Here is a 17,930-nt window from a genome sequence, read left to right as displayed (position 1 = left end):
TATGCTTTATAGAAGGTAATTGGAGGAGGTATCCTAATGTACCCAGATTCAGTGAAAAATCTATTACAGCGTTTTCCACTTTTCAAAAGTTTAACGGATTATGAAATTGCTCCGATTTTAAATATTGCTCAAAATCGAACATATAGACAGGGTACTCATGTCTTTATGCAAGATGAACCACTGACCAATGTATACTTTATCCATCAAGGAAAAATGAAAATATATCGAACGGATATCCACGGCAAAGAACAAATCATCAATGTTTTGAATGGTGGAGATATGTTTCCGCATCAAGGGTTTTTTCGCAACGATAATTACCCAGCACATGCCGAAGTAATGGAAGAAGCGGTGCTTACTTTCATTCCGATTCCATTATTTGAAGACTTTTTAATTAACAACCCTGAGGTAAGCATTAAAATTTTCCGGGTTCTAGGAGATAAAATTGTTGATTTGCAAAACCGTCTTGAGGAAAAAATACTGCGTAACACCTATGAACAAATTATTCTATTATTACTTCGACTTGGGAAAAAACACGGATTAGAAACTGCGGCAGGAAGGCTTACACTAACGACGCATTTTACCAATAAGGATTTAGCAAACATGATTGGTTCAAGCAGAGAAACCGTTAGCAGAACTCTCACCCAACTAAAGAAAAAACAACTCATATCAACAGATAGCAGTGGAAATACGGTGTTAAATACAAAACAATTAAAAGAAGAATTATTTTAAACCTTACAGTGCCTTTCAACTCTATCCAAAAGATACTAGAAAGGCACTGTTTGATTATTCTCCAGTAATCTTAATTACACTAAGCTGACTTTGATTAAGGAAACGGATGGGTGCAACACTTGTGCCAAGACCACTATCAATATAAAGAAACTGGTTCGTACCAAATTCATATATCCCCTTCTCAAGCTTAGGGAAAAACCCTTGGTCTGGGGCAACTAAAGCGCCGATAAACGGGATTCTCACTTGTCCTCCATGGGTATGTCCGCTTAAAATTAAATCTGCTGGAATATCATTATGCTTATCCAACATACTGGGTGTATGGGATAGTAAAACCGTATAGTTTTCTTGATCCAAATTTCCAAACGCACTATCAAGATTTTCATGATTAGTTGATGCATCATCAACCCCTGCTAGATTAAGTGTTGTATTGCCTATTGCAAGCTCAGTATGTTGATTGTTTAATAGCTTTACATTCCTTTTTTCAAGGCCATCCAAGAGAGATTTTCGATTCGGATTGTCCCATTCATGGTTACCGGAGACAAAGTAGACATGCTGATTCAGTGCTGTCAGTCTCTCAACCAATGAAAAGACATAATCGAAACTAGTTGTCCGTCTGTCTACAAGATCACCCGTCAATACGATAATATCAGCATCTATTCCCTCTACGGTATCTAACAACTTTTCATTGTTATCACCAAAAACTTTATTATGTACATCACTAATTTGAACAATGGTGAAGCCAGAGCCAGCTGGTATTTTATTCGTCTGAAAATGGACGGGATTCACTTTAAATATGTTGGTATCCATAAATGCTTTTGTTGAGAATAACAGGATACATAAAGCCCCAATAATGAGCGCTAATCTTTTTCGCTTTTTGCGATTTTTTACTTTAGCCGTTTTTTCTTCCTGTTGAATTATTTGCTTTGACATGTGCTGTTTCAATCCCCTCAGGTAATGATCTACCTTTAGTTTAATCGAAATGACAGGCAATAACACGAAAAAAGAACGCATTTCTATTTTAAGAATGCGTTCCTTTTCATTGCCTCATGTTTCACCATATTCTTCTTTATCAATAAACAACGTTTGAATAAAATAAATCACGATACATAGTCCGGTTAATAAAAACGTCCAACCTAGTGCCTTTTGTTCTTTTATTAAGTAGCTATTACAAATTTGATTCGGGGATAAGATATAAATCCAAGCCATGATTCCAAAAAGGATACTTAGAAGAATAAAGATGCTGTTTTTACCTTTTATTGTTAATTTACTCCAACTATCACGCAGTGGGACTCCAGCTAAGAATGGCAGACTAATAAACTTGAAAATTTCTGCGGCAGAAACGGTTAATGCTTCATCCATCGTACGCGGGATCATCCAGTAGCTTATGATAATCATAAATAACACAATTCCAGGCACACCGTTTTCATTCCATTTTTCAAAAAACGCTGGGAAGGTTTGTTGGAGGAATGGGGTGAACAGCATCCCCACCATCACGAGTAATGGCATTTGCATATGCATATGAACAACCATTATCGATTCCAATAGTGTAACTACAGGTGGAAGCATTAAGAATAGATAGATACCTAATCCATAGATTGCTTGTTTCATGACTTATCCCCCACTTCAGTTCGCAGGATAGCATTAACTTTACTTGCTGCTTGATCAATATTTTCGTAATCCATCACATCTACAAGCTTTCCTTCTGGGTTGACTAAATAAAATGCAGCATTATGAGCGAAGTGACCATTATTATCTGGAATGACGATTACACCAAAACGATCCAATAGTCCATCTAGTTCTTGCTGGTCAGGTATTCTTGCCATCCGCCATGTTTCCCCATCACTATTAAAATAGTTGCGATAATGTTCTAATGTTGCTGGATCATCATTTTCAGGATCAAAACTAATACTCATAAATACAATATCCTCACCGATATATTGTTCTGGAATTTGGTTATAAACTTGTGCAAGATTCATTTCAAGCAACAAACAAACATCCGTGCATGCTGTATAAATAAAGGTTAACATGACGTATTTCCCTTGAAATTCAGAAAGTGAGTATACCCTTTCCTTGCTATCCTCTAATGTTACCTTAGGAAACTCTGGCTTTTCTTCAACCAGCTTCATTGTTCTTGCCTGTTCAGCTGTATAAGCTGTAAATCCGTCTGTACCAATTAAAAACAGCCCAAAACCAAACACGATAACAATGATGAGTGCGAATGTACTCCGCTTTTTGATCATACAATCACGTCCTACAATGATTTTTTAATCATGAGGCTGGGGCTTGTTTTAATATAGGAAAAATCCGAACGCCCCGCTCCAGAGATATGCTCTGCGCACCTTAGGGCGGCTGGTGAGCCCCCTTGTGCTATCGCACTTCGGTGTCTCACCTATGCCCTCCCTCACGCGGGAGTCTACGTATATTTCCTACGCTATTTTTGTGCATCGTTCGTTTTTCACGCCTAACACTTTAGTTACGTCCCTACCTTTTCGATTTTAAATGAATCACCACGTTCTAAATGGCGGAGATCCTGGTACATCGAGTATTTCAATGATTGGAACGACATATCCCATGGCGACAATTGCAATTAGTAATACAATTGTGAGCCCCCATCTTTCCGTCCATTTTGGTGCAGGGTAAGCATCCGCTTCTTGCTCTGCAATTGGAAATTCCGTTTTTCCTTTTGGCGCAAAGAACATCAGATGAACAGCGATATAAACCATGAGCAACACTGCGACAATTAGAAGTGTTCCTCCAATCGCAAGGAAAATCAGATATGGATCCCAGCTTAATGCTGCCTGATGGTCCCCGTAAGTTGTATAGGAGGTTCTCCGTGGTGAGCCTAAGAGTCCAACTGCATGCATAGATCCAGCCATAAACAACATACCAACTGTCCATAAAATCGTTTGGATAATACCTAATCGATTAATCTGTGGTGTGAATTTACGTTTTGATAAATATGGAATTAACCAATACGAAATCCCGAAAAATGTTAATGCAACGGTAACGCCAACTGTTAAATGGAAATGTCCCACAACCCATAATGAATTATGGACGACTTGGTTTAACTGATTATTTGTTTGCGCAATCCCACCAGCTCCACCAGGGATAAAGGCAGCCATCGCAATAAATGGAGCTAAGAAACGAACGTCTCCCCATGGTAATTTTTTAAACCAACCTAATAGACCTTTTCCGCCTTTTCTTCTGCCAGTACGTTCGAATACAGCAAACATTGCAAATGCTGTCATGAGTGATGGAAAACCAATGGATAAACTCATAAATACGTGGATAAATTTCCAGCTTTCTGTAATTCCTGGGTCAACAATTTGATGGTGGAAGCCTCCTGGAATATTCAGTATAACTAATAGAATAACGACTAAACGTGTTAATGCATCACTAAATCCCTTTCCGCCAATAATTTTCGGCACGGCTACATACCATGCAGAAATTGCTGTTAAATACCAAATGTTTACCAGCGTGTGACCAAAGCTCCAGAACAATGTCCGGCTAAGCATGACATTAATGGTCTCTTTCCAGCCGAAAGCCCATGGAATCAACGTTAATACCTCAACAGCAACCCCAATACTTCCAAATACAAGCATGACGAACACACCGGTTGCAAAGAATGCCAGCAATGGGATATGCTGTCCTTTATGGTTTTTTCTCCAATGCGCCACATTGATAAATGCTCCAAATGCAGCAATCCAGATTCCTACTACTAGAAATACTAATCCGATATAAAACCATGGAGATGCTTGCATTGGGGGATAAAAGGTAAACATAACCGAAGCTTCACCCGTAATAATAGTTGCTGCAACAAAGACAACACCGATTACCATGCATCCAAAAGCAATCCAGCCCATGTTTCTAACTTTAGGAAGAAGTCCTCCGAGTGTATGGGATAATGCTGCGTAAAAATAACCAACAGCAAATGTTGTCGTAAATACGAGCAGCAATAAAATACCGTGTGCTGTCAGCGTCTGATAATAATCAAACCATGCTGGCAATTCGAATAACCCAGCTCGATTTAGACCTTGCAGCAATCCTAAAACTCCACCAATTAATAGTGCTGTAAAAGAAACGACTAAAAAAGTTAATGATAACGTTGCATCTTTTGCATTCACTCCTAATGCTTCCGTGATTTTATGATGAAACACATTTTTTTCAGCTAAATCCATTTTGCTTCCCTCCTTTATTTCACAACAATTGTCATTGCCATCATTTGATGCCCAACACCACAGTACTCATTACAAATGACTAGATATTCACCAGGAGTATCAAACTTTTGCGAAATGCGTTGTACATGTCCAGGTGTTACCATCGCATTGATGTTTGTACCAATTACTTGAATACCGTGCACTACGTCCTTTGATGTCATCGTAAAATGTACTTCTGAACCAGCAGGAATTTCAATCTCATTTGGATTAAACCGAAATGCTTCCAGTGTCATAACAACCTCGTACTCATCCGCTCCAACCTCAAAAATGCCAGGATTATCAAATGGTGCCGTTTCATCCACCTTCTGAGGATCAAGTGTTTCCATCCCACTTGGGGGTGCCATTCCATGCGCAAAAGCCTGGTAACCAGTAAAAACCATAGCTAAAATAATAATTCCAACACCGACAATTAACCAAATCTCTTCAGCACGATGTAATTTCATCCTTATACCTCCCTTGTTAAATTCTGATCATATAAAATACAATGAGTAATAATGTAAAAGCGACGATAGATCCTCCAACAAAAACAACAGAAGAAAATAATGCTCCTTTAAAAGAATGTTCCTCATCCGTAACATTTACTTTTTCTTTCATATCTTTGTTTATTTCCATTCATGACGCCTCCCTTATCCTTCTTAAGTCCATTTTAAAATGGATAAGCAATGAATTAAGTGAAGCACATCACACTTAAGAAGTGATTTAGAGCACAGAAGGATGTCTTCGTGACAGCTTTTTGAACGATGCAGGGAAGTGGCATTATTTGAGCTGTGTAAATTGGTTTCATACAGAGTCAGAAAGCAACCAAGCTTATGAAAACCAACTAGGTACTATAAAATAGAAATAAACATAGTGCAGGAGACGCTTCAAATATTTCTATAAATGTTGTAAATATTGTGTATAATTCAAAAGAGGGGGAATAAATATGGTGTATTTAGAAACGATTACGAAGGACAATTGGCTGAAGGCTATTTCACTGCGTGTTCGGGAAGATCAAGTGGGGTTTGTGGCATCAAATGCGGTTTCACTGGCTCAATTAAATTTTCTTGAAAATTTCCATGCAAAAGGAATTTATCTTGATGAGGAAATGATTGGATTTGCACTCTATGGAATGGACGAAGAGGATAATGAGTACTGGATTTATCGAATGATGATTGATCAAAAGCATCAAGGAAAAGGTTATGGAGTAAAAGCGATTCAACTTATCATCGATGATATTAAGACGATGAAAGAAGAGCACCATCAAACGATCACCCTGTCTTATGAGCCAGTTAATCAACATGCAAAATATGTTTACGAAAAATTAGGTTTCCAAGATGTAGAAGGACTAATTAATGAAGGCGAACAAGTTATGCGCTTTACGTTTTAATGAAAAAAAGCTGACGGAGCATTTAGTCAAGTCAGCCTTTTTTAGCAGGTTTAACGATTTCTTCTACATTTGTGGGTCGTAAGCGATTTACATTTTATCACTTTCTGAAAAGTATTTTAAGGTTAAATCAAAATGATGCTTTTCATGTACAGCGATAAGATGAATGCTTTGAATTAAGTTCGGATAATGGGCAATAGGATCTGGATAATAAATTTGTCCCGCCACATCCTGCGGAATATGTTTCAGTATATTTTTTAGCTGTTCTGTCTCATATTCCAAAAACCATTCAATTTCAGTAACATTCCATTTATTCTCCAGACCAGAAGGCGGCATAATCAGTGAAGGGGCACGCATTGATCTTTTCTTTTTGTCCTTATATTCTTCATAAATATTATGTATTTCTGTTTTATAGGATTGTTGCTTTCGAACATAAGCAAGTGGCAGCATGACGGGAATATAGAAATTCGAAAATCGCCTAAACAACTTTACCATTAAGAACAAATGATATAACGTTTCACCTATTGACCACTTGTCAGGAAAAGGTCTATTCCAACCCCGCTCAAAGTTCAATGTCCTATTATGATAAAAAGCCTCTCGCTGCTTGATTAATTTATTAAAATGCTTTTCCATCTCAGTACTTTTCAATCGGCTCAGCTCCTATTATTAATAATATTTATAAAATAATTCGACATAAGAACAAGTAAACCTTTGAATTCAGCACTAAATAAACAAAATATTACGTGTTTTATACTCATCCTTGACTTAAAAAAGGTTATCTAAGCAAATTTCATGGATAACCTCGTTGTTATTAACAATATAAATTTGCAATAAGGACGGTGCTGCCGATACCGTTTTCACATCTTACATCTTTTAGGAATAAGATGTGTTAAAAAAGGATGAGAAAAATGCCTATCTCTCTCCCAACAGAGATACAAACACTTCAGATAAGCGATGAAGTGAATAAGACTATTTATTATCCACGAGTTTTCCTTACGCATAATCAAGAGCTTGAGCAAGCAATCAACCGAAGCATTGTTCTAAAAACACAACAGCTAATTGACCAGCAAGTTGGAGATTCACCAACAACACTTGAAGAAATGCTAGGTTATTTTGAAATTAAAAATAATCAACGTGATGTTCTAAGCTTTACCTTTACGAATTATGCTTATTGTTATCACGCTGCCCATGGTATGACCTTTATTAATTCCTTAACCTACGACCTTAAAAAGCAAAAGCCTTGTGAACTGAAAGATTTATTTAAACCTGGCAGCAATTATGTCGAACGCCTCTCCCAATTAATTCAAGAACAGATTAAACAACGTGATATCCAATTAATTAATGAATTTAAGGAAATCGCTCCGAACCAAGACTACTACATTGCAGACAAAACCCTTGTCATATATTTTCAGCTATATGATATTACCCCATATGTATTTGGTTTCCCAATGTTCCCAATCTCTGTTTATGACATTCAGGATATTATTGTTGAAGATGGTCCGCTTGGCAGAATGGCGGAGAATAATTAATAGCAGACTAAAAAATACCAGCTAGAAAAGTATGATACTTTTCTAGCTGGCTCTAACTAAAATTGGGTCTCCATTATTCTTCATTTTCTTGTTTTTTTTCAAATAAAACCTCTGGAATCACTTCAAATCCTTCAATGACCGTGTTTTCTTCTACTTCAATCATTAAGCTGAGCTTGCCGTCGAATTGGATTTGACGGACATACCTTAAATCTTGTGGACTAATCGAAATATCCGCTATTTTCGTCTTAATTTTAATTGACTTTGAATTATACTTCGGCATGATACTGCTCGCTTTTAATTCATAGGATTCATCATCAATCACTCGTTTAAAAGCTGTTTCGACCTTCTCTGTATCAATATCTTCTATCCCACTGTTTTTCAGAACCTTCTCTACATCCTTATAATCTAGTTTTGGCACGTCCTCTTCTTCGTTTTCCTCTACGACTCTATGGATTTCCTCATATACATTTGAAAGCGTTGCTGTATCGATTTGATCGCCTACAACCTTTTTCACAATTTCCTCAAAGACAATTTTATCCTCCCCGGCAGTCATAGCCTCTTCCGCATTTAATACTTCTTCAATAAAATGATAGTTTAATTCGTTCGCTTTCCCAGCTGAATAGAGAATATAATTTACATCTGCCGCATTGTCCGTAAAACAAGGGAATAAAAATCCGGATATCGGTGCGTTTAAATTAATAATTGGGTCCACAACAAAGTTATATTTAAATTCCTTTTCCACATAATCAAACAGTAATTCCTTTTTCGGATCTAGTGTCTTATTCATACTGCATAGGATAAAGGGATGGGAGTAAACGGTGTTTTTCTCACTTTCTTCGCCTTCTTCACTTTGGCGCTTCATCGGCTTTCTATATTCTCCACGAATAAACGTAACGACAATATCCATTTCATATTGCTTATCCTTTAGCATTTTCTCAACAAGCTTGAGCATTTGTTCCTTCCAGTCCTCTGTATCTGGACTAAGCAGACCTTGATGCAGAATAAGCTGACTGCTATTCTCCACATCTCGCTGGAATTTTAGTTCAAATACTTTCTCATCCAATTGGCCAGATAGTACTTTTTTAAAATTAGCCATAAATAATTCCTGCTGTTCAACTTCGAGCATCTCAAATGGTGTACTTTGATGATGGTAAATATCACTCGATTCTTTCATGATATATACATTAAAGATTTCATTAAGTTTTAATAAATCATTATTCACTTTGAATTGCTTGCGAATATTTGCTATATCTTTTTTATTCAATCTCGTTCCACTCCTAAGTTAATGATCGCTATCTTTTTAGAAATTCTGTCAAAATAAAAGTGGAGAGTAAATCCTAAATCTTGATTTACTCTCCATTTTCTTTATTCATTTTAACACATAATTTCTTTATTTTGTCATTAACCAAAATTAGATTTTTCAACAATTAATAGAAGCAGAAATACTTGTTCACTAGGATTAGCCTGAAGCCTGACCTGGTGTAAAAAGCATTTTAAGAAACACTTTTTCGAGATCTGTCAGTTACTGCAAAAAAACTCTGTTCTATTCTAAGACTGTGGAGAAGATGGTGTGGAAATGCTGGCAAGTGCCTGTTCAGCCTCATTAGCATATTGATTTTGTACAGCTAAATCTCCCAATGCCATCATCCCAACCAATTTGCCATTTTCTACAACTGGCAACCGACGGATTTGCTGCTCGGCCATTAATTGTGCAGCCGCATGCACATCCATATCCGGGGTACCTTGCACCATTTGCTGGGCTGTCATTACTTGAGAAACTGGTGTTTGAGCATTTTGACCTTGTGCAGTTGTACGCAACGTGATGTCACGGTCTGTTATAATCCCAACCATTTGCCCACTGTTGTTCACAACTGGTATAGCCCCAACATTATACTGACTCATAATAGCCGCGGCTTCTTGTACAGATTGAGTCTCATTGATTGTCATAACATTAGATGTCATGATGTCTCTTACAAATTGTGGCATACAAAATTCCTCCCTATTGTTCATTCGGTTTAGGTTGGTTTATTTTTCTATATTTATACACGTACAACAAAATAATCTATATCTAAATTCACGAGGATTTTGTGTAAAATATATAGAAAGATAAGTAATCATCACCTTGTTTCATCATGCGTTACCATAAATCACAAAAGAGGAACTTCCGATTAAGTATCGTCATAAGAAAAATATGGATGTATACTTACTGAATGTACTACCAATATATTTAAATTGTTATCTATATGGATTTAATTTGGAAAGGTTTGAATCTAACTTTGCGTATAATTCGAAAAATATTTCAGCTTATTGTAGATAGACCGATTAAAAATGGAGTAATGTTGAACGATCGCTACGAAGTTTTAAGTGTTATAGGAGTTGGAAGCTTTGGAATAGTTTATCTGTGTAAAGATTTAAAAGCTAACGAGAAAAGAGTAGTCAAACAGCTTCGACCAAGTAAGCACCGCATTAAAAATGAAATGGAGTTGTTTGAAAATGAAATCGTTGTTTTGCGTACACTGAGCCACAAACATATTCCGATGTTAATTGAATCCTTTTCATCGAACAGAAACTTATTTTATGTCATGAGTTTAATGGAAGGTGATAATCTGGAAGACCAAATTTTCTCAAGTAAAAAAGCTTTTAATGAGAAAGATTCATTACTAATTCTCTCTTATCTGCTTGAATTAGTTGATTACATTCACAGCAAGGGCATTTACCATCAAGATTTACGTATCCCAAACATTTTACTAAACAAGAGGGATTATTTTTGATCGATTTTGGTTTGGCAAAGTATAGCGCTACAGTCGATCCTCATCACTCACATGAAGGTATTCTAAAATTGAAGCAACAAGATTATTACGATTTAGGAGAAATACTTTTATTTTTGCTTTATACAACATACTCTTCAAAAAATAAAAAAGCTCTTCCTTGGACAGAAGAACTTTCTTTAAAAAAGGAAACCGTTTATTTATTGAAAAGGTTAGTACAAATTAATGAACCATACTCAAATATGAATGAAATTTTAGCTGATCTTCATAGCGCACTTAAAGCACAAGAGCCTTTGAGTAAAAATTAGCTGCTGCTTCTTCCTCTCCGTTTGTAGTAGCTGCTTCCACTCATTGGCGATCGTTTATACCGCCGATTGCTGCTACTGCTGCCCCGGTGATAATAACGATTTTTTCGATCGCTGCTGCCTCGCCGATAACGTTTATGTCTTCGTTCACTGCTGCCTTGGGAAAGTTGCTTCATTTGCTTCATTATTTTTTTAAACATGGTTTACCCCTTTTCATTTTTGGGCTTGTTTTACTTTTTTAGTCTACCATAATTTAAAAATAAATTTAATAATGAACTTAAATGTTTGCAGGCAGATTACAGTACCTTAGTTAGCAGAATTTCATACAAATAATCAATAGAAATAGCCAATTGCATTATTCTCTGCTCACATAGAATATTTAGGAAGGTTCACCATATTTTTAAGCTTCCTTTCTAAGTCCTTGTTTGACTGCAGGCTGAACCTTTGAACGTCTATCGGTTATTCCGTACCAATAAGCAGCTCCGATGAACAGAGCACCTCCAATTATATTACCAATTGATACTGGAATTAAATTCGCGACAAGACCTGCAAATGAAACAGTTTCCGGATGCGGGACCATTAAGGAAAGTGATAATAATGTCATATTCGCAACACTATGTTCAAATCCTGATGTAATAAAAGCAAATAAACACCAGAATATCATAATTAATTTCGCTGTTTCATCCTTCAGCTTGACCGAGCACCAAACTGCCAAGCAAACGAGTATATTACAGAGTATTCCACGAACAAACAATTCCATAAATGGTGCATTCATCTTAACACTTGCTGCGGAAGTAATATAACTGGCTGTATCACCCGATGCTAGTCCCGAATAAAAGAAAAGTGCTGCAACAAGAATGGACCCGGCAAAATTTCCAAAATAACTATAGAACCAAATTCGACCTGCATCTAAGCCAGTTGTTTTTCTCATCAAAAGTCCAATTGTCATGATCATATTATTCCCTGTGAACAGGTCTGCTCCAGCCATGATGACTAAACTCAAAGCAATGCCAAAGGAAATACCCATGATAATTTTAGTGCCTGGAGCATTGGAGGCTTCAAGCTGCCCACCGATTGTAAAAATCAGAATGATTCCAAGTCCAACGAAAAGTCCAGCTAGCATCGCCATCAGAAAATATTTGCTTTTACTATTCTTTAGTTGGTTCACTTTTAATGCGGCTGTATTACTAAATGCAGTTATCGTCTCCATCATTTTTTATTTCTCCTTTTCTCGTACGCATTTACTAATTCCCCCATCTGATCATCGTAGCGTTCCTCTAGCTCTTGTTTCAGCTTTTTCGCTAATATTGGACTTGCTCCTGATGTTGATATCGTCAAAATGAACTTCTCTCTCCGAACGATTGCCGGCGTGATAAAGCTAGAGTTTTCACTATCACTTATATCATTGACCCATTGAAAATCATCGGCGCACGCACAAACATTTTTATTAATTGATTTGTTACTCGTAGCTGCAAAAATCAGATGTGCTCCCTCGATATCTTTCTCTTCAAATTCCTTCTGCTTCCATGCAACATCATGTAATTGCTCCAGTTCCTTGAGGATACGTGGACTAATCACTGTAATCGCTGCACCTGTTCCTGCAAGTCCTTTTGCCTTACGCAGAGCTATTTGACCTCCGCCAACTATGACAACTTTCTTGCCATGCAGTTTCATTATCATTGGATATAGCTGCTCCATAACACACCTCCTCCATTCGCTCGATTAATGTTTGCTTCATTAACTCATCAAACTCTAGATTCTTGCATAAAATAAAGTTATTGTTATCTTTGATGGTTTGATCTATCCGCTTCAGCAATAATCCAGTAAATAATAAGTAAGGCATGACATAGACTTTCTCATATTGATTTTTCAGCTTTGCGATCGCTGTATCGAAGCTTGGAACAGCAGCTGTCAGAAAAGCTTCGTATACTGGTTTATCCAGGCTTTGTTCAACGACTCGACCGATTTGCTGTAATCCCATAATCGGGCCAGGTTGGCTACTTCCTCTACCTACAAGCAAAATTGCTGCGTTCTTTTCACACATTTCAGCTTTAATCCGTTTCACTACAAGCTTTATCATATTCGGATGAACACCAAATGGATCTGTTATTCGAAAAGATATGTGCTCGTGTTTAGAGCGAATCGCTTGTAATGCTTCTGGAATATCTTGTTTGTGATGGACTGCTGAAAATAAAAGAACAGGCACGATAAGAAATCGTTCGGCTCCCCTTTCGATTAGCTTTCCAAGTGTTTCAGCAATGGTTGGATGCGTCAATTCCAAAAATGCTATTTCTTGATTCGGTAATGGAACATCCTCTTTAACCGATTCAATAAATGTTTTAAATTGCTCGTTCCCCTCATCGCGCCGGCTGCCATGCCCAATATACACAACGGCATCAATCATTCTCCACGCCTCCATTCCATCCGCTCCAATTCAGACTGGATTGACTCATCAATTGCATTAAATCCTAATCCAAAAGCATATTCCTTTACAGTTTCTCCGATATAGGCAAATGGAATAGCATCAAGGTGGTGAACTCCGAGTTTCTCTAATTCTTCTACATAGCACTTCACAGCAGCTTTATTTGGAAAAATAACGGTCTCCCATTTGTCTTCCATCAGCAGTCGCTTATTGATTGCATCAAAACGTGAATCGACAAGCCACTCATGAGAATAGTACAGCTTCGCTTCCTTATTTTCATAACCTTCGGGACCAATTACGATTGCACCCGCATTACTTCCCTGTGCTTTTGCCGCAATAATTCCCTTCGCAGCTAATGCTTGCTTTACCTTCACCGTTTGATACTCAATGTTACGAGGCAAGTCGCGAATATCAAAATTCGCCTTTGCTAATTGATTAAACAGCGGTTCCACGCTTTCTGGAGCGGCGAAAATTAGTTTTTTCTCATTCATTATTGTTTCTAATTCATTTTCGCTAAATTGCTTGCTTTTCTTCTTAAAAACTGGAAATGAATATGCTTCAGCTCCTAGCTCTGTAAAATAACGTTCTAAATCAAATGGACTTCCTGATGCTTTAGCAATCACCACCCGTTTCCCTTGAAATCTTTTATTGTCAAACCAAGCAAGCGAGTCGCCCAGTGCTACGACGTCACCAACAATCATCATAGCGGGATTACCAATATTCTCTTTCTTGATAATGTCTTTAATTGTTTCCAATGTTCCCTTTACCACTTTTTGTTTCCCTAAAGTTCCCCACTGGATAATAGCTACTTTAGTATCAAGCGATTTTCCTTGATTAATCAGTTCATCACAGTTCTCAACCAGCTTTTTCATTCCCATATAGTAAGCGATTGTATCCCCTGTATGGTTTTTGTCTTCATTCATTTGTTCATTATTTATACAAGCATGACCGGTTCTAAGTGTAAAACTGTTGCTGTAATTTCGATGTGTAACAGGTATTCCTGCATAAGCAGCCGCTGCAATACTAGAGGTGATTCCCGGGACAATTTCATAAGGTATATCAGATGCTGCAAGTTCCTCTGCTTCTTCACCGACCCTTCCGAATACGGAAGGGTCTCCACCTTTTAAACGAACAACGTATTTTCCTTGTTTTGCAAACTGAACAAGTGATTGATTGATATTCTCTTGTCGCATGATATGTCGATTCGGCAGCTTCCCGCAATAGATAAATGCACAAGATTGCTTTGCAAAACGTAATAACCTTGGATTAGCAAGACGATCGTATAAAATGATATCTGCCTGTTTTAAGCATTCCAAGCCTTTTGTTGTAATTAATCCGATATCTCCAGGACCTGCACCGACAAATGAAACAAAACCTTTTTTATTTTCCATCGTCTACACCGCTATATATACATAGCCATCAATGACTTTTGTTTCATACGTTGGTACAGCACCATCATCCGGTTTTTGAACCTCACCTGTGACGAGTGAGACTTTCCAGTTTTGCAGGGGGCAAAATACAAACTCTCCGGAAACGATTCCTTCTGCTAAAGGTCCATTTGTATGTGGGCATCTGCTCCCTATTGCCCGGACATCCCCATTGCTCAAATGAAACAGAGCAATGGATTCCCCGCCTACATGAACTTCTTTTCCTATTTGTTTCGGCAGATTTTCAAGTTCCATGATTTTAACTATTTCTTTTGTTTTCATCAGTAGATGACCTCCTATTTTTCAGCCATGAACTATTTTCAGTTGCTCATATTTTCACAATTTCAAACATCTCTTTTTTCTTCATGTTAAGAAGTGTGCTTGACCAAGCTTCTTCGTACGTATTTTTTGCCTTGTTGAATCGTTCAACCAATTCAGCATTCCGTTTTTCGTTCAATAAAACAAGCTTAATATTTTCCGAGCCAATTCTCTCTACCCACGGAGCTGTTCTTTCATTATAAATACCTGTTTCACGATAATATTGCGTATAAGCCTTTGCCATCGTAATAACTTCATCTTCCGTTTTTACTGTTATAAAGGAATCACATTCACGTACTTCTGTTCCACCATTACCACCGAAGTAGAGCTGGTAGCCATTTTCAACACAGACAACTCCAAAGTCTTTCGTTAAAACCTCTGCACAGTTACGAGGACATCCTGACACACCCATTTTCATCTTGTGTGGCGTATCTACCATTTCTATCTCTTTCTCCAGCCTTATTCCTAACCCTAGAGAATCTTGTGTGCCAAAGCGACAGAATCTCGATCCGACACAGGATTTTACATTTCGTAATGATTTAGAATAGGCATATCCTGAACGCATGCCTAGATCTTCCCATACATGTGGAACATCTTCTTTTTTCACTCCGTATAGCCCGACTCGACTTGCACCTGTAATTTTTACTAATGGCACGTCATATTTATTGGCAACCTCTCCAAGTCGAATTAATTCGTCACCTGTTGTTGTTCCGCCATACATCCGAGGAACGACAGAAAAAGTACCGTTATTTTGGATATTTCCATCCATCCGTTCATTTACAAACCGGGAAGCTTTATCATCCTCATATTCCTCTGGCCAAACCATTCTCATATAGTAATTGAGTGCTGGTCGGCAAGCGGGACAGCCTTCTTCATTCGTAAACTTGAGCACATTGCGGACTTCTTTCGGTGATTGCAATCCTTTTTCTTTAATTTCTGCAACTACTTCATCACGTGTCAGTGGCGTACATGCACACATGCCTGTTTTCTCTGCTGTCGGATCAAAGTTGTCCCCTAGTGTATGAGAGAGAATCCCTTCAACAACTCCTCGACATTTTCCACAAGACGCACCAGCCTTTGTACAAGTTTTCACTTCTTCAAATGACTTCAAATCCTGCTCTAAAATTGCTTGGACAATTGTGCCTTTCGTTACACCGTTACAGCCACAGACTGTTTCGTCTGCGCTCATATCTGCAATCATTTCATCGACAGCATCTTCTCCCGCCTTTTGGAGAACAGCAGCACTTGTAAACTCACTTATATCTGTTTCTTTCTTCAGCATTGTAAATAATCTTGTTCCATCTGATGCATCTCCATAAAGGACAACACCAACAACCTTGTTATTTGCTACTAGCACTTTTTTATAAACGCCGGCAAACTGATCATGCACGATAATAGCGTCTGTTTCATCATCTTCCGCAATTTTCCCACCTGAGAATAAATCACAGCCAGCAACTTTTAATTGTGTTGATAAGATACTCCCTAGATAGCCAGTTGTTTTTGCTCCTGTTAGATATGCAGCAAGCGCTGTTCCTTGCTCATAAAGCGGTGCAACCAAGCCATAGGTAATGCCATTATGTTCCGCACACTCTCCGACTGCATAAATAGAAGGAATTGAGGTTTGCATATGGTCATCCACAATGATACCTCTATTTACATCTAAACCTGCATGCTTTGCTAATTGTATATTCGGACGTATTCCTACCGCCATCACGACAAGATCACATTCAACGGAAGTACCATCTGAAAATTTAATCCCTTCCACTCGCTCATTTCCATATATTTCAGTTGTTTGCTTTTCCATTAAAAATTTCATGCCCTGGGCTTCTAAGTCTTTTTTCAACATTTTTGCTGCTGGTGCATCCAGCTGTTGTTCCATTAGATTTGGCATTAAGTGTACGACTTCCACTTCCATCCCACGATCCATTAATCCCCTCGCTGCTTCTAAGCCGAGAAGTCCACCACCAATAACGACCGCCTTTTGATAACGATCTGCTGTCTCAATCATGACTTCCGTATCCTGAATCGTTCTAAAGCCTATTACTCCTTCAAGCTCGCTCCCATTAACAGGTAGAATAAAGGCACTGGAACCTGTTGCTATAATTAATTCATCATAAGAAATTGCACTACCTTTATCTGTTTTAATTTCTTTTTCTTCAGGATCAATCTCGGTTACTTTTTCACCCGTAAATAACGTAATATCGTTATCCTCATACCATTTCCAGTCATTAATGTTGATATCTTTAATCTCTGTTTTCCCTTGTAAAACATGTGATAGCATAATTCTATTGTAATTAGGATAAGGTTCATCACCAACAATTGTTATATCAAATGCTTCACGATTCCTTTTTAATATTTCTTCCATACATCTAACTCCAGCCATCCCATTTCCAATCATCACTAACTTACGCTTCATCATATATCCCTCCACTTTATTGTGAAATGATTCACAATTATATTTGTGAATGATTTCACAAATATGAATAAAAATATATAATTACATCACGTTAGGTTTGTTAAATTTCTCAAATGGATGTAACTATATCTACCGTTAGTATAGCATGGAATTTTTTTAATTCTAAGGAAATTTATGAACATATTGAGACAATTACTTCTATGCTTTCTTAGAAGCCCATATACTTTGGAGTACAAGCCTTTAGGCAAACGCTTAGCTGCACTTATACAGGCTTAAGAAAGTTTATACCTTCTTATCGGCGAAAAACAAGCATTAATTGAAGAAAAAAGACTTGTCTTTATTTATGCTACTTTTATTCCAATGTGTACAACATCTTACGTTAACCAAATTATATGGGTTATCACATTGTATAAGACTAGCAATAGATGCTTCTTCC

General features: G+C 37.6%; 20 protein-coding genes. 5 read left to right on the top strand and 15 right to left on the bottom strand.

The window, feature by feature from the left end; translation table 11 throughout:
- The first annotated feature begins 36 nt into the window (after window positions 1-36).
- Window positions 37-729, top strand: coding sequence for a Crp/Fnr family transcriptional regulator (locus tag MHH64_RS06795; protein WP_118889953.1), 693 nt, complete (start codon window positions 37-39; stop codon window positions 727-729).
- A gap of 54 nt (window positions 730-783) precedes the next feature.
- Here the strand turns inward: MHH64_RS06795 and MHH64_RS06790 are convergent, their stop codons facing one another.
- The 6 genes from MHH64_RS06790 to MHH64_RS06765 all read right to left on the bottom strand — a co-directional run bounded on the left by MHH64_RS06790 (window position 784) and on the right by MHH64_RS06765 (window position 5,558).
- Window positions 784-1,659, bottom strand: a complete 876-nt coding sequence (locus tag MHH64_RS06790; RefSeq protein ID WP_340002925.1) for a metallophosphoesterase — start codon at window positions 1,657-1,659, stop codon at window positions 784-786.
- Between the two features lie 114 nt (window positions 1,660-1,773).
- A complete protein-coding gene (locus MHH64_RS06785) occupies window positions 1,774-2,337 on the bottom strand; it encodes a hypothetical protein (RefSeq protein WP_118889955.1) in 564 nt (187 codons plus the stop codon).
- Entirely contained in the window at window positions 2,334-2,969 is a 636-nt protein-coding gene (locus MHH64_RS06780; RefSeq protein ID WP_149473124.1) for an SCO family protein, read from the bottom strand. Before MHH64_RS06780 ends, MHH64_RS06785 begins: the two co-directional genes overlap by 4 nt.
- Before the next feature lie 264 nt (window positions 2,970-3,233).
- Window positions 3,234-4,907, bottom strand: coding sequence for a cbb3-type cytochrome c oxidase subunit I (locus MHH64_RS06775; protein ID WP_340002924.1), 1,674 nt, complete (start codon window positions 4,905-4,907; stop codon window positions 3,234-3,236).
- A gap of 14 nt (window positions 4,908-4,921) precedes the next feature.
- Window positions 4,922-5,389 carry a cytochrome c oxidase subunit II gene (locus tag MHH64_RS06770; RefSeq protein WP_095314322.1) on the bottom strand — a complete coding sequence of 156 codons (468 nt, stop codon included), beginning with the start codon at window positions 5,387-5,389 and terminating at the stop codon, window positions 4,922-4,924.
- A gap of 16 nt (window positions 5,390-5,405) precedes the next feature.
- On the bottom strand, window positions 5,406-5,558 hold the full coding sequence (locus MHH64_RS06765; protein WP_158586280.1) for a hypothetical protein: 153 nt from the start codon (window positions 5,556-5,558) through the stop codon (window positions 5,406-5,408).
- Window positions 5,559-5,868: 310 nt separating this feature from the next.
- Here MHH64_RS06765 and MHH64_RS06760 point away from each other — a divergent pair, with 310 nt between their 5' ends.
- Window positions 5,869-6,312 carry a GNAT family N-acetyltransferase gene (locus MHH64_RS06760; protein ID WP_149473127.1) on the top strand — a complete coding sequence of 148 codons (444 nt, stop codon included), beginning with the start codon at window positions 5,869-5,871 and terminating at the stop codon, window positions 6,310-6,312.
- A gap of 87 nt (window positions 6,313-6,399) precedes the next feature.
- On the opposite strand, the gene MHH64_RS06755 is transcribed toward MHH64_RS06760, so the two are convergent.
- Window positions 6,400-6,957 (bottom strand): DinB family protein, encoded by a 558-nt coding sequence (locus tag MHH64_RS06755; protein WP_340002923.1) that lies wholly within the window; start codon window positions 6,955-6,957, stop codon window positions 6,400-6,402.
- 260 nt (window positions 6,958-7,217) lie between these two features.
- Here MHH64_RS06755 and MHH64_RS06750 point away from each other — a divergent pair, with 260 nt between their 5' ends.
- Window positions 7,218-7,838 carry a DUF3298 domain-containing protein gene (locus MHH64_RS06750; protein ID WP_340002922.1) on the top strand — a complete coding sequence of 207 codons (621 nt, stop codon included), beginning with the start codon at window positions 7,218-7,220 and terminating at the stop codon, window positions 7,836-7,838.
- A gap of 73 nt (window positions 7,839-7,911) precedes the next feature.
- On the opposite strand, the gene MHH64_RS06745 is transcribed toward MHH64_RS06750, so the two are convergent.
- Both MHH64_RS06745 and MHH64_RS06740 read right to left on the bottom strand, forming a co-directional pair.
- A complete protein-coding gene (locus MHH64_RS06745) occupies window positions 7,912-9,102 on the bottom strand; it encodes a DUF4317 domain-containing protein (RefSeq protein WP_095314329.1) in 1,191 nt (396 codons plus the stop codon).
- A gap of 284 nt (window positions 9,103-9,386) precedes the next feature.
- Entirely contained in the window at window positions 9,387-9,824 is a 438-nt protein-coding gene (locus MHH64_RS06740; protein ID WP_095314331.1) for a CBS domain-containing protein, read from the bottom strand.
- Window positions 9,825-10,081: 257 nt separating this feature from the next.
- Here MHH64_RS06740 and MHH64_RS06735 point away from each other — a divergent pair, with 257 nt between their 5' ends.
- Together MHH64_RS06735 and MHH64_RS06730 are read left to right on the top strand one after the other, a co-directional pair.
- The gene (locus tag MHH64_RS06735; RefSeq protein ID WP_340002921.1) at window positions 10,082-10,609 is read left to right on the top strand and encodes a protein kinase; all 528 of its coding nucleotides are present in this window, start codon (window positions 10,082-10,084) and stop codon (window positions 10,607-10,609) included.
- Window positions 10,606-10,914, top strand: a complete 309-nt coding sequence (locus MHH64_RS06730) for a hypothetical protein (RefSeq protein ID WP_340002920.1) — start codon at window positions 10,606-10,608, stop codon at window positions 10,912-10,914. Before MHH64_RS06735 ends, MHH64_RS06730 begins: the two co-directional genes overlap by 4 nt.
- A 397-nt stretch (window positions 10,915-11,311) precedes the next feature.
- Here MHH64_RS06730 and MHH64_RS06725 read toward each other — a convergent pair whose 3' ends face one another.
- Genes MHH64_RS06725 through nirB form a run of 6 tightly spaced genes read right to left on the bottom strand, consistent with a single transcriptional unit; the run spans window position 11,312 to window position 17,494 of the window.
- Entirely contained in the window at window positions 11,312-12,124 is an 813-nt protein-coding gene (locus tag MHH64_RS06725; RefSeq protein WP_095314334.1) for a formate/nitrite transporter family protein, read from the bottom strand.
- Window positions 12,121-12,609 (bottom strand): NAD(P)-dependent oxidoreductase, encoded by a 489-nt coding sequence (locus MHH64_RS06720; protein WP_118889956.1) that lies wholly within the window; start codon window positions 12,607-12,609, stop codon window positions 12,121-12,123. Before MHH64_RS06720 ends, MHH64_RS06725 begins: the two co-directional genes overlap by 4 nt.
- Window positions 12,527-13,312 (bottom strand): sirohydrochlorin chelatase, encoded by a 786-nt coding sequence (locus MHH64_RS06715; RefSeq protein WP_340003261.1) that lies wholly within the window; start codon window positions 13,310-13,312, stop codon window positions 12,527-12,529. The genes MHH64_RS06720 and MHH64_RS06715 overlap by 83 nt, the downstream gene beginning before the upstream one ends.
- Window positions 13,312-14,724: a uroporphyrinogen-III C-methyltransferase gene (gene cobA / locus MHH64_RS06710; RefSeq protein WP_340002919.1), complete on the bottom strand. Its 1,413-nt coding sequence runs from the start codon at window positions 14,722-14,724 to the stop codon at window positions 13,312-13,314. Before cobA ends, MHH64_RS06715 begins: the two co-directional genes overlap by 1 nt.
- A gap of 3 nt (window positions 14,725-14,727) precedes the next feature.
- Entirely contained in the window at window positions 14,728-15,045 is a 318-nt protein-coding gene (gene nirD / locus MHH64_RS06705) for a nitrite reductase small subunit NirD (RefSeq protein ID WP_095314338.1), read from the bottom strand.
- A gap of 43 nt (window positions 15,046-15,088) precedes the next feature.
- A complete protein-coding gene (nirB, locus tag MHH64_RS06700) occupies window positions 15,089-17,494 on the bottom strand; it encodes a nitrite reductase large subunit NirB (protein WP_340002918.1) in 2,406 nt (801 codons plus the stop codon).
- Between the last annotated feature and the right edge of the window lie 436 nt (window positions 17,495-17,930).

This window comes from Oceanobacillus sp. FSL K6-0127, from assembly GCF_037983385.1.
Taxonomy (GTDB): domain Bacteria; phylum Bacillota; class Bacilli; order Bacillales; family Amphibacillaceae; genus Oceanobacillus; species Oceanobacillus profundus.
Note: the sequence above shows the minus strand (reverse complement) of the source record. Positions and strands in the feature narration are given on the sequence as shown.

Bases quoted from the DNA above. Each gene is read 5' to 3' on its own strand.
- MHH64_RS06790 (WP_340002925.1), bottom strand. From the start codon at position 1,659: ATGTCAAAGCAAATAATTCAACAGGAAGAAAAAACGGCTAAAGTAAAA.
- MHH64_RS06740 (WP_095314331.1), bottom strand. From the start codon at position 9,824: ATGCCACAATTTGTAAGAGACATCATGACATCTAATGTTATGACAATC.
- MHH64_RS06770 (WP_095314322.1), bottom strand. From the start codon at position 5,389: ATGAAATTACATCGTGCTGAAGAGATTTGGTTAATTGTCGGTGTTGGA.
- cobA (WP_340002919.1), bottom strand. From the start codon at position 14,724: ATGGAAAATAAAAAAGGTTTTGTTTCATTTGTCGGTGCAGGTCCTGGA.
- MHH64_RS06780 (WP_149473124.1), bottom strand. From the start codon at position 2,969: ATGATCAAAAAGCGGAGTACATTCGCACTCATCATTGTTATCGTGTTT.
- MHH64_RS06795 (WP_118889953.1), top strand. From the start codon at position 37: ATGTACCCAGATTCAGTGAAAAATCTATTACAGCGTTTTCCACTTTTC.
- nirB (WP_340002918.1), bottom strand. From the start codon at position 17,494: ATGAAGCGTAAGTTAGTGATGATTGGAAATGGGATGGCTGGAGTTAGA.
- MHH64_RS06720 (WP_118889956.1), bottom strand. From the start codon at position 12,609: ATGGAGCAGCTATATCCAATGATAATGAAACTGCATGGCAAGAAAGTT.
- MHH64_RS06725 (WP_095314334.1), bottom strand. From the start codon at position 12,124: ATGATGGAGACGATAACTGCATTTAGTAATACAGCCGCATTAAAAGTG.
- MHH64_RS06760 (WP_149473127.1), top strand. From the start codon at position 5,869: ATGGTGTATTTAGAAACGATTACGAAGGACAATTGGCTGAAGGCTATT.
- MHH64_RS06735 (WP_340002921.1), top strand. From the start codon at position 10,082: ATGGATTTAATTTGGAAAGGTTTGAATCTAACTTTGCGTATAATTCGA.
- MHH64_RS06765 (WP_158586280.1), bottom strand. From the start codon at position 5,558: ATGGAAATAAACAAAGATATGAAAGAAAAAGTAAATGTTACGGATGAG.
- MHH64_RS06785 (WP_118889955.1), bottom strand. From the start codon at position 2,337: ATGAAACAAGCAATCTATGGATTAGGTATCTATCTATTCTTAATGCTT.
- MHH64_RS06750 (WP_340002922.1), top strand. From the start codon at position 7,218: ATGCCTATCTCTCTCCCAACAGAGATACAAACACTTCAGATAAGCGAT.
- MHH64_RS06775 (WP_340002924.1), bottom strand. From the start codon at position 4,907: ATGGATTTAGCTGAAAAAAATGTGTTTCATCATAAAATCACGGAAGCA.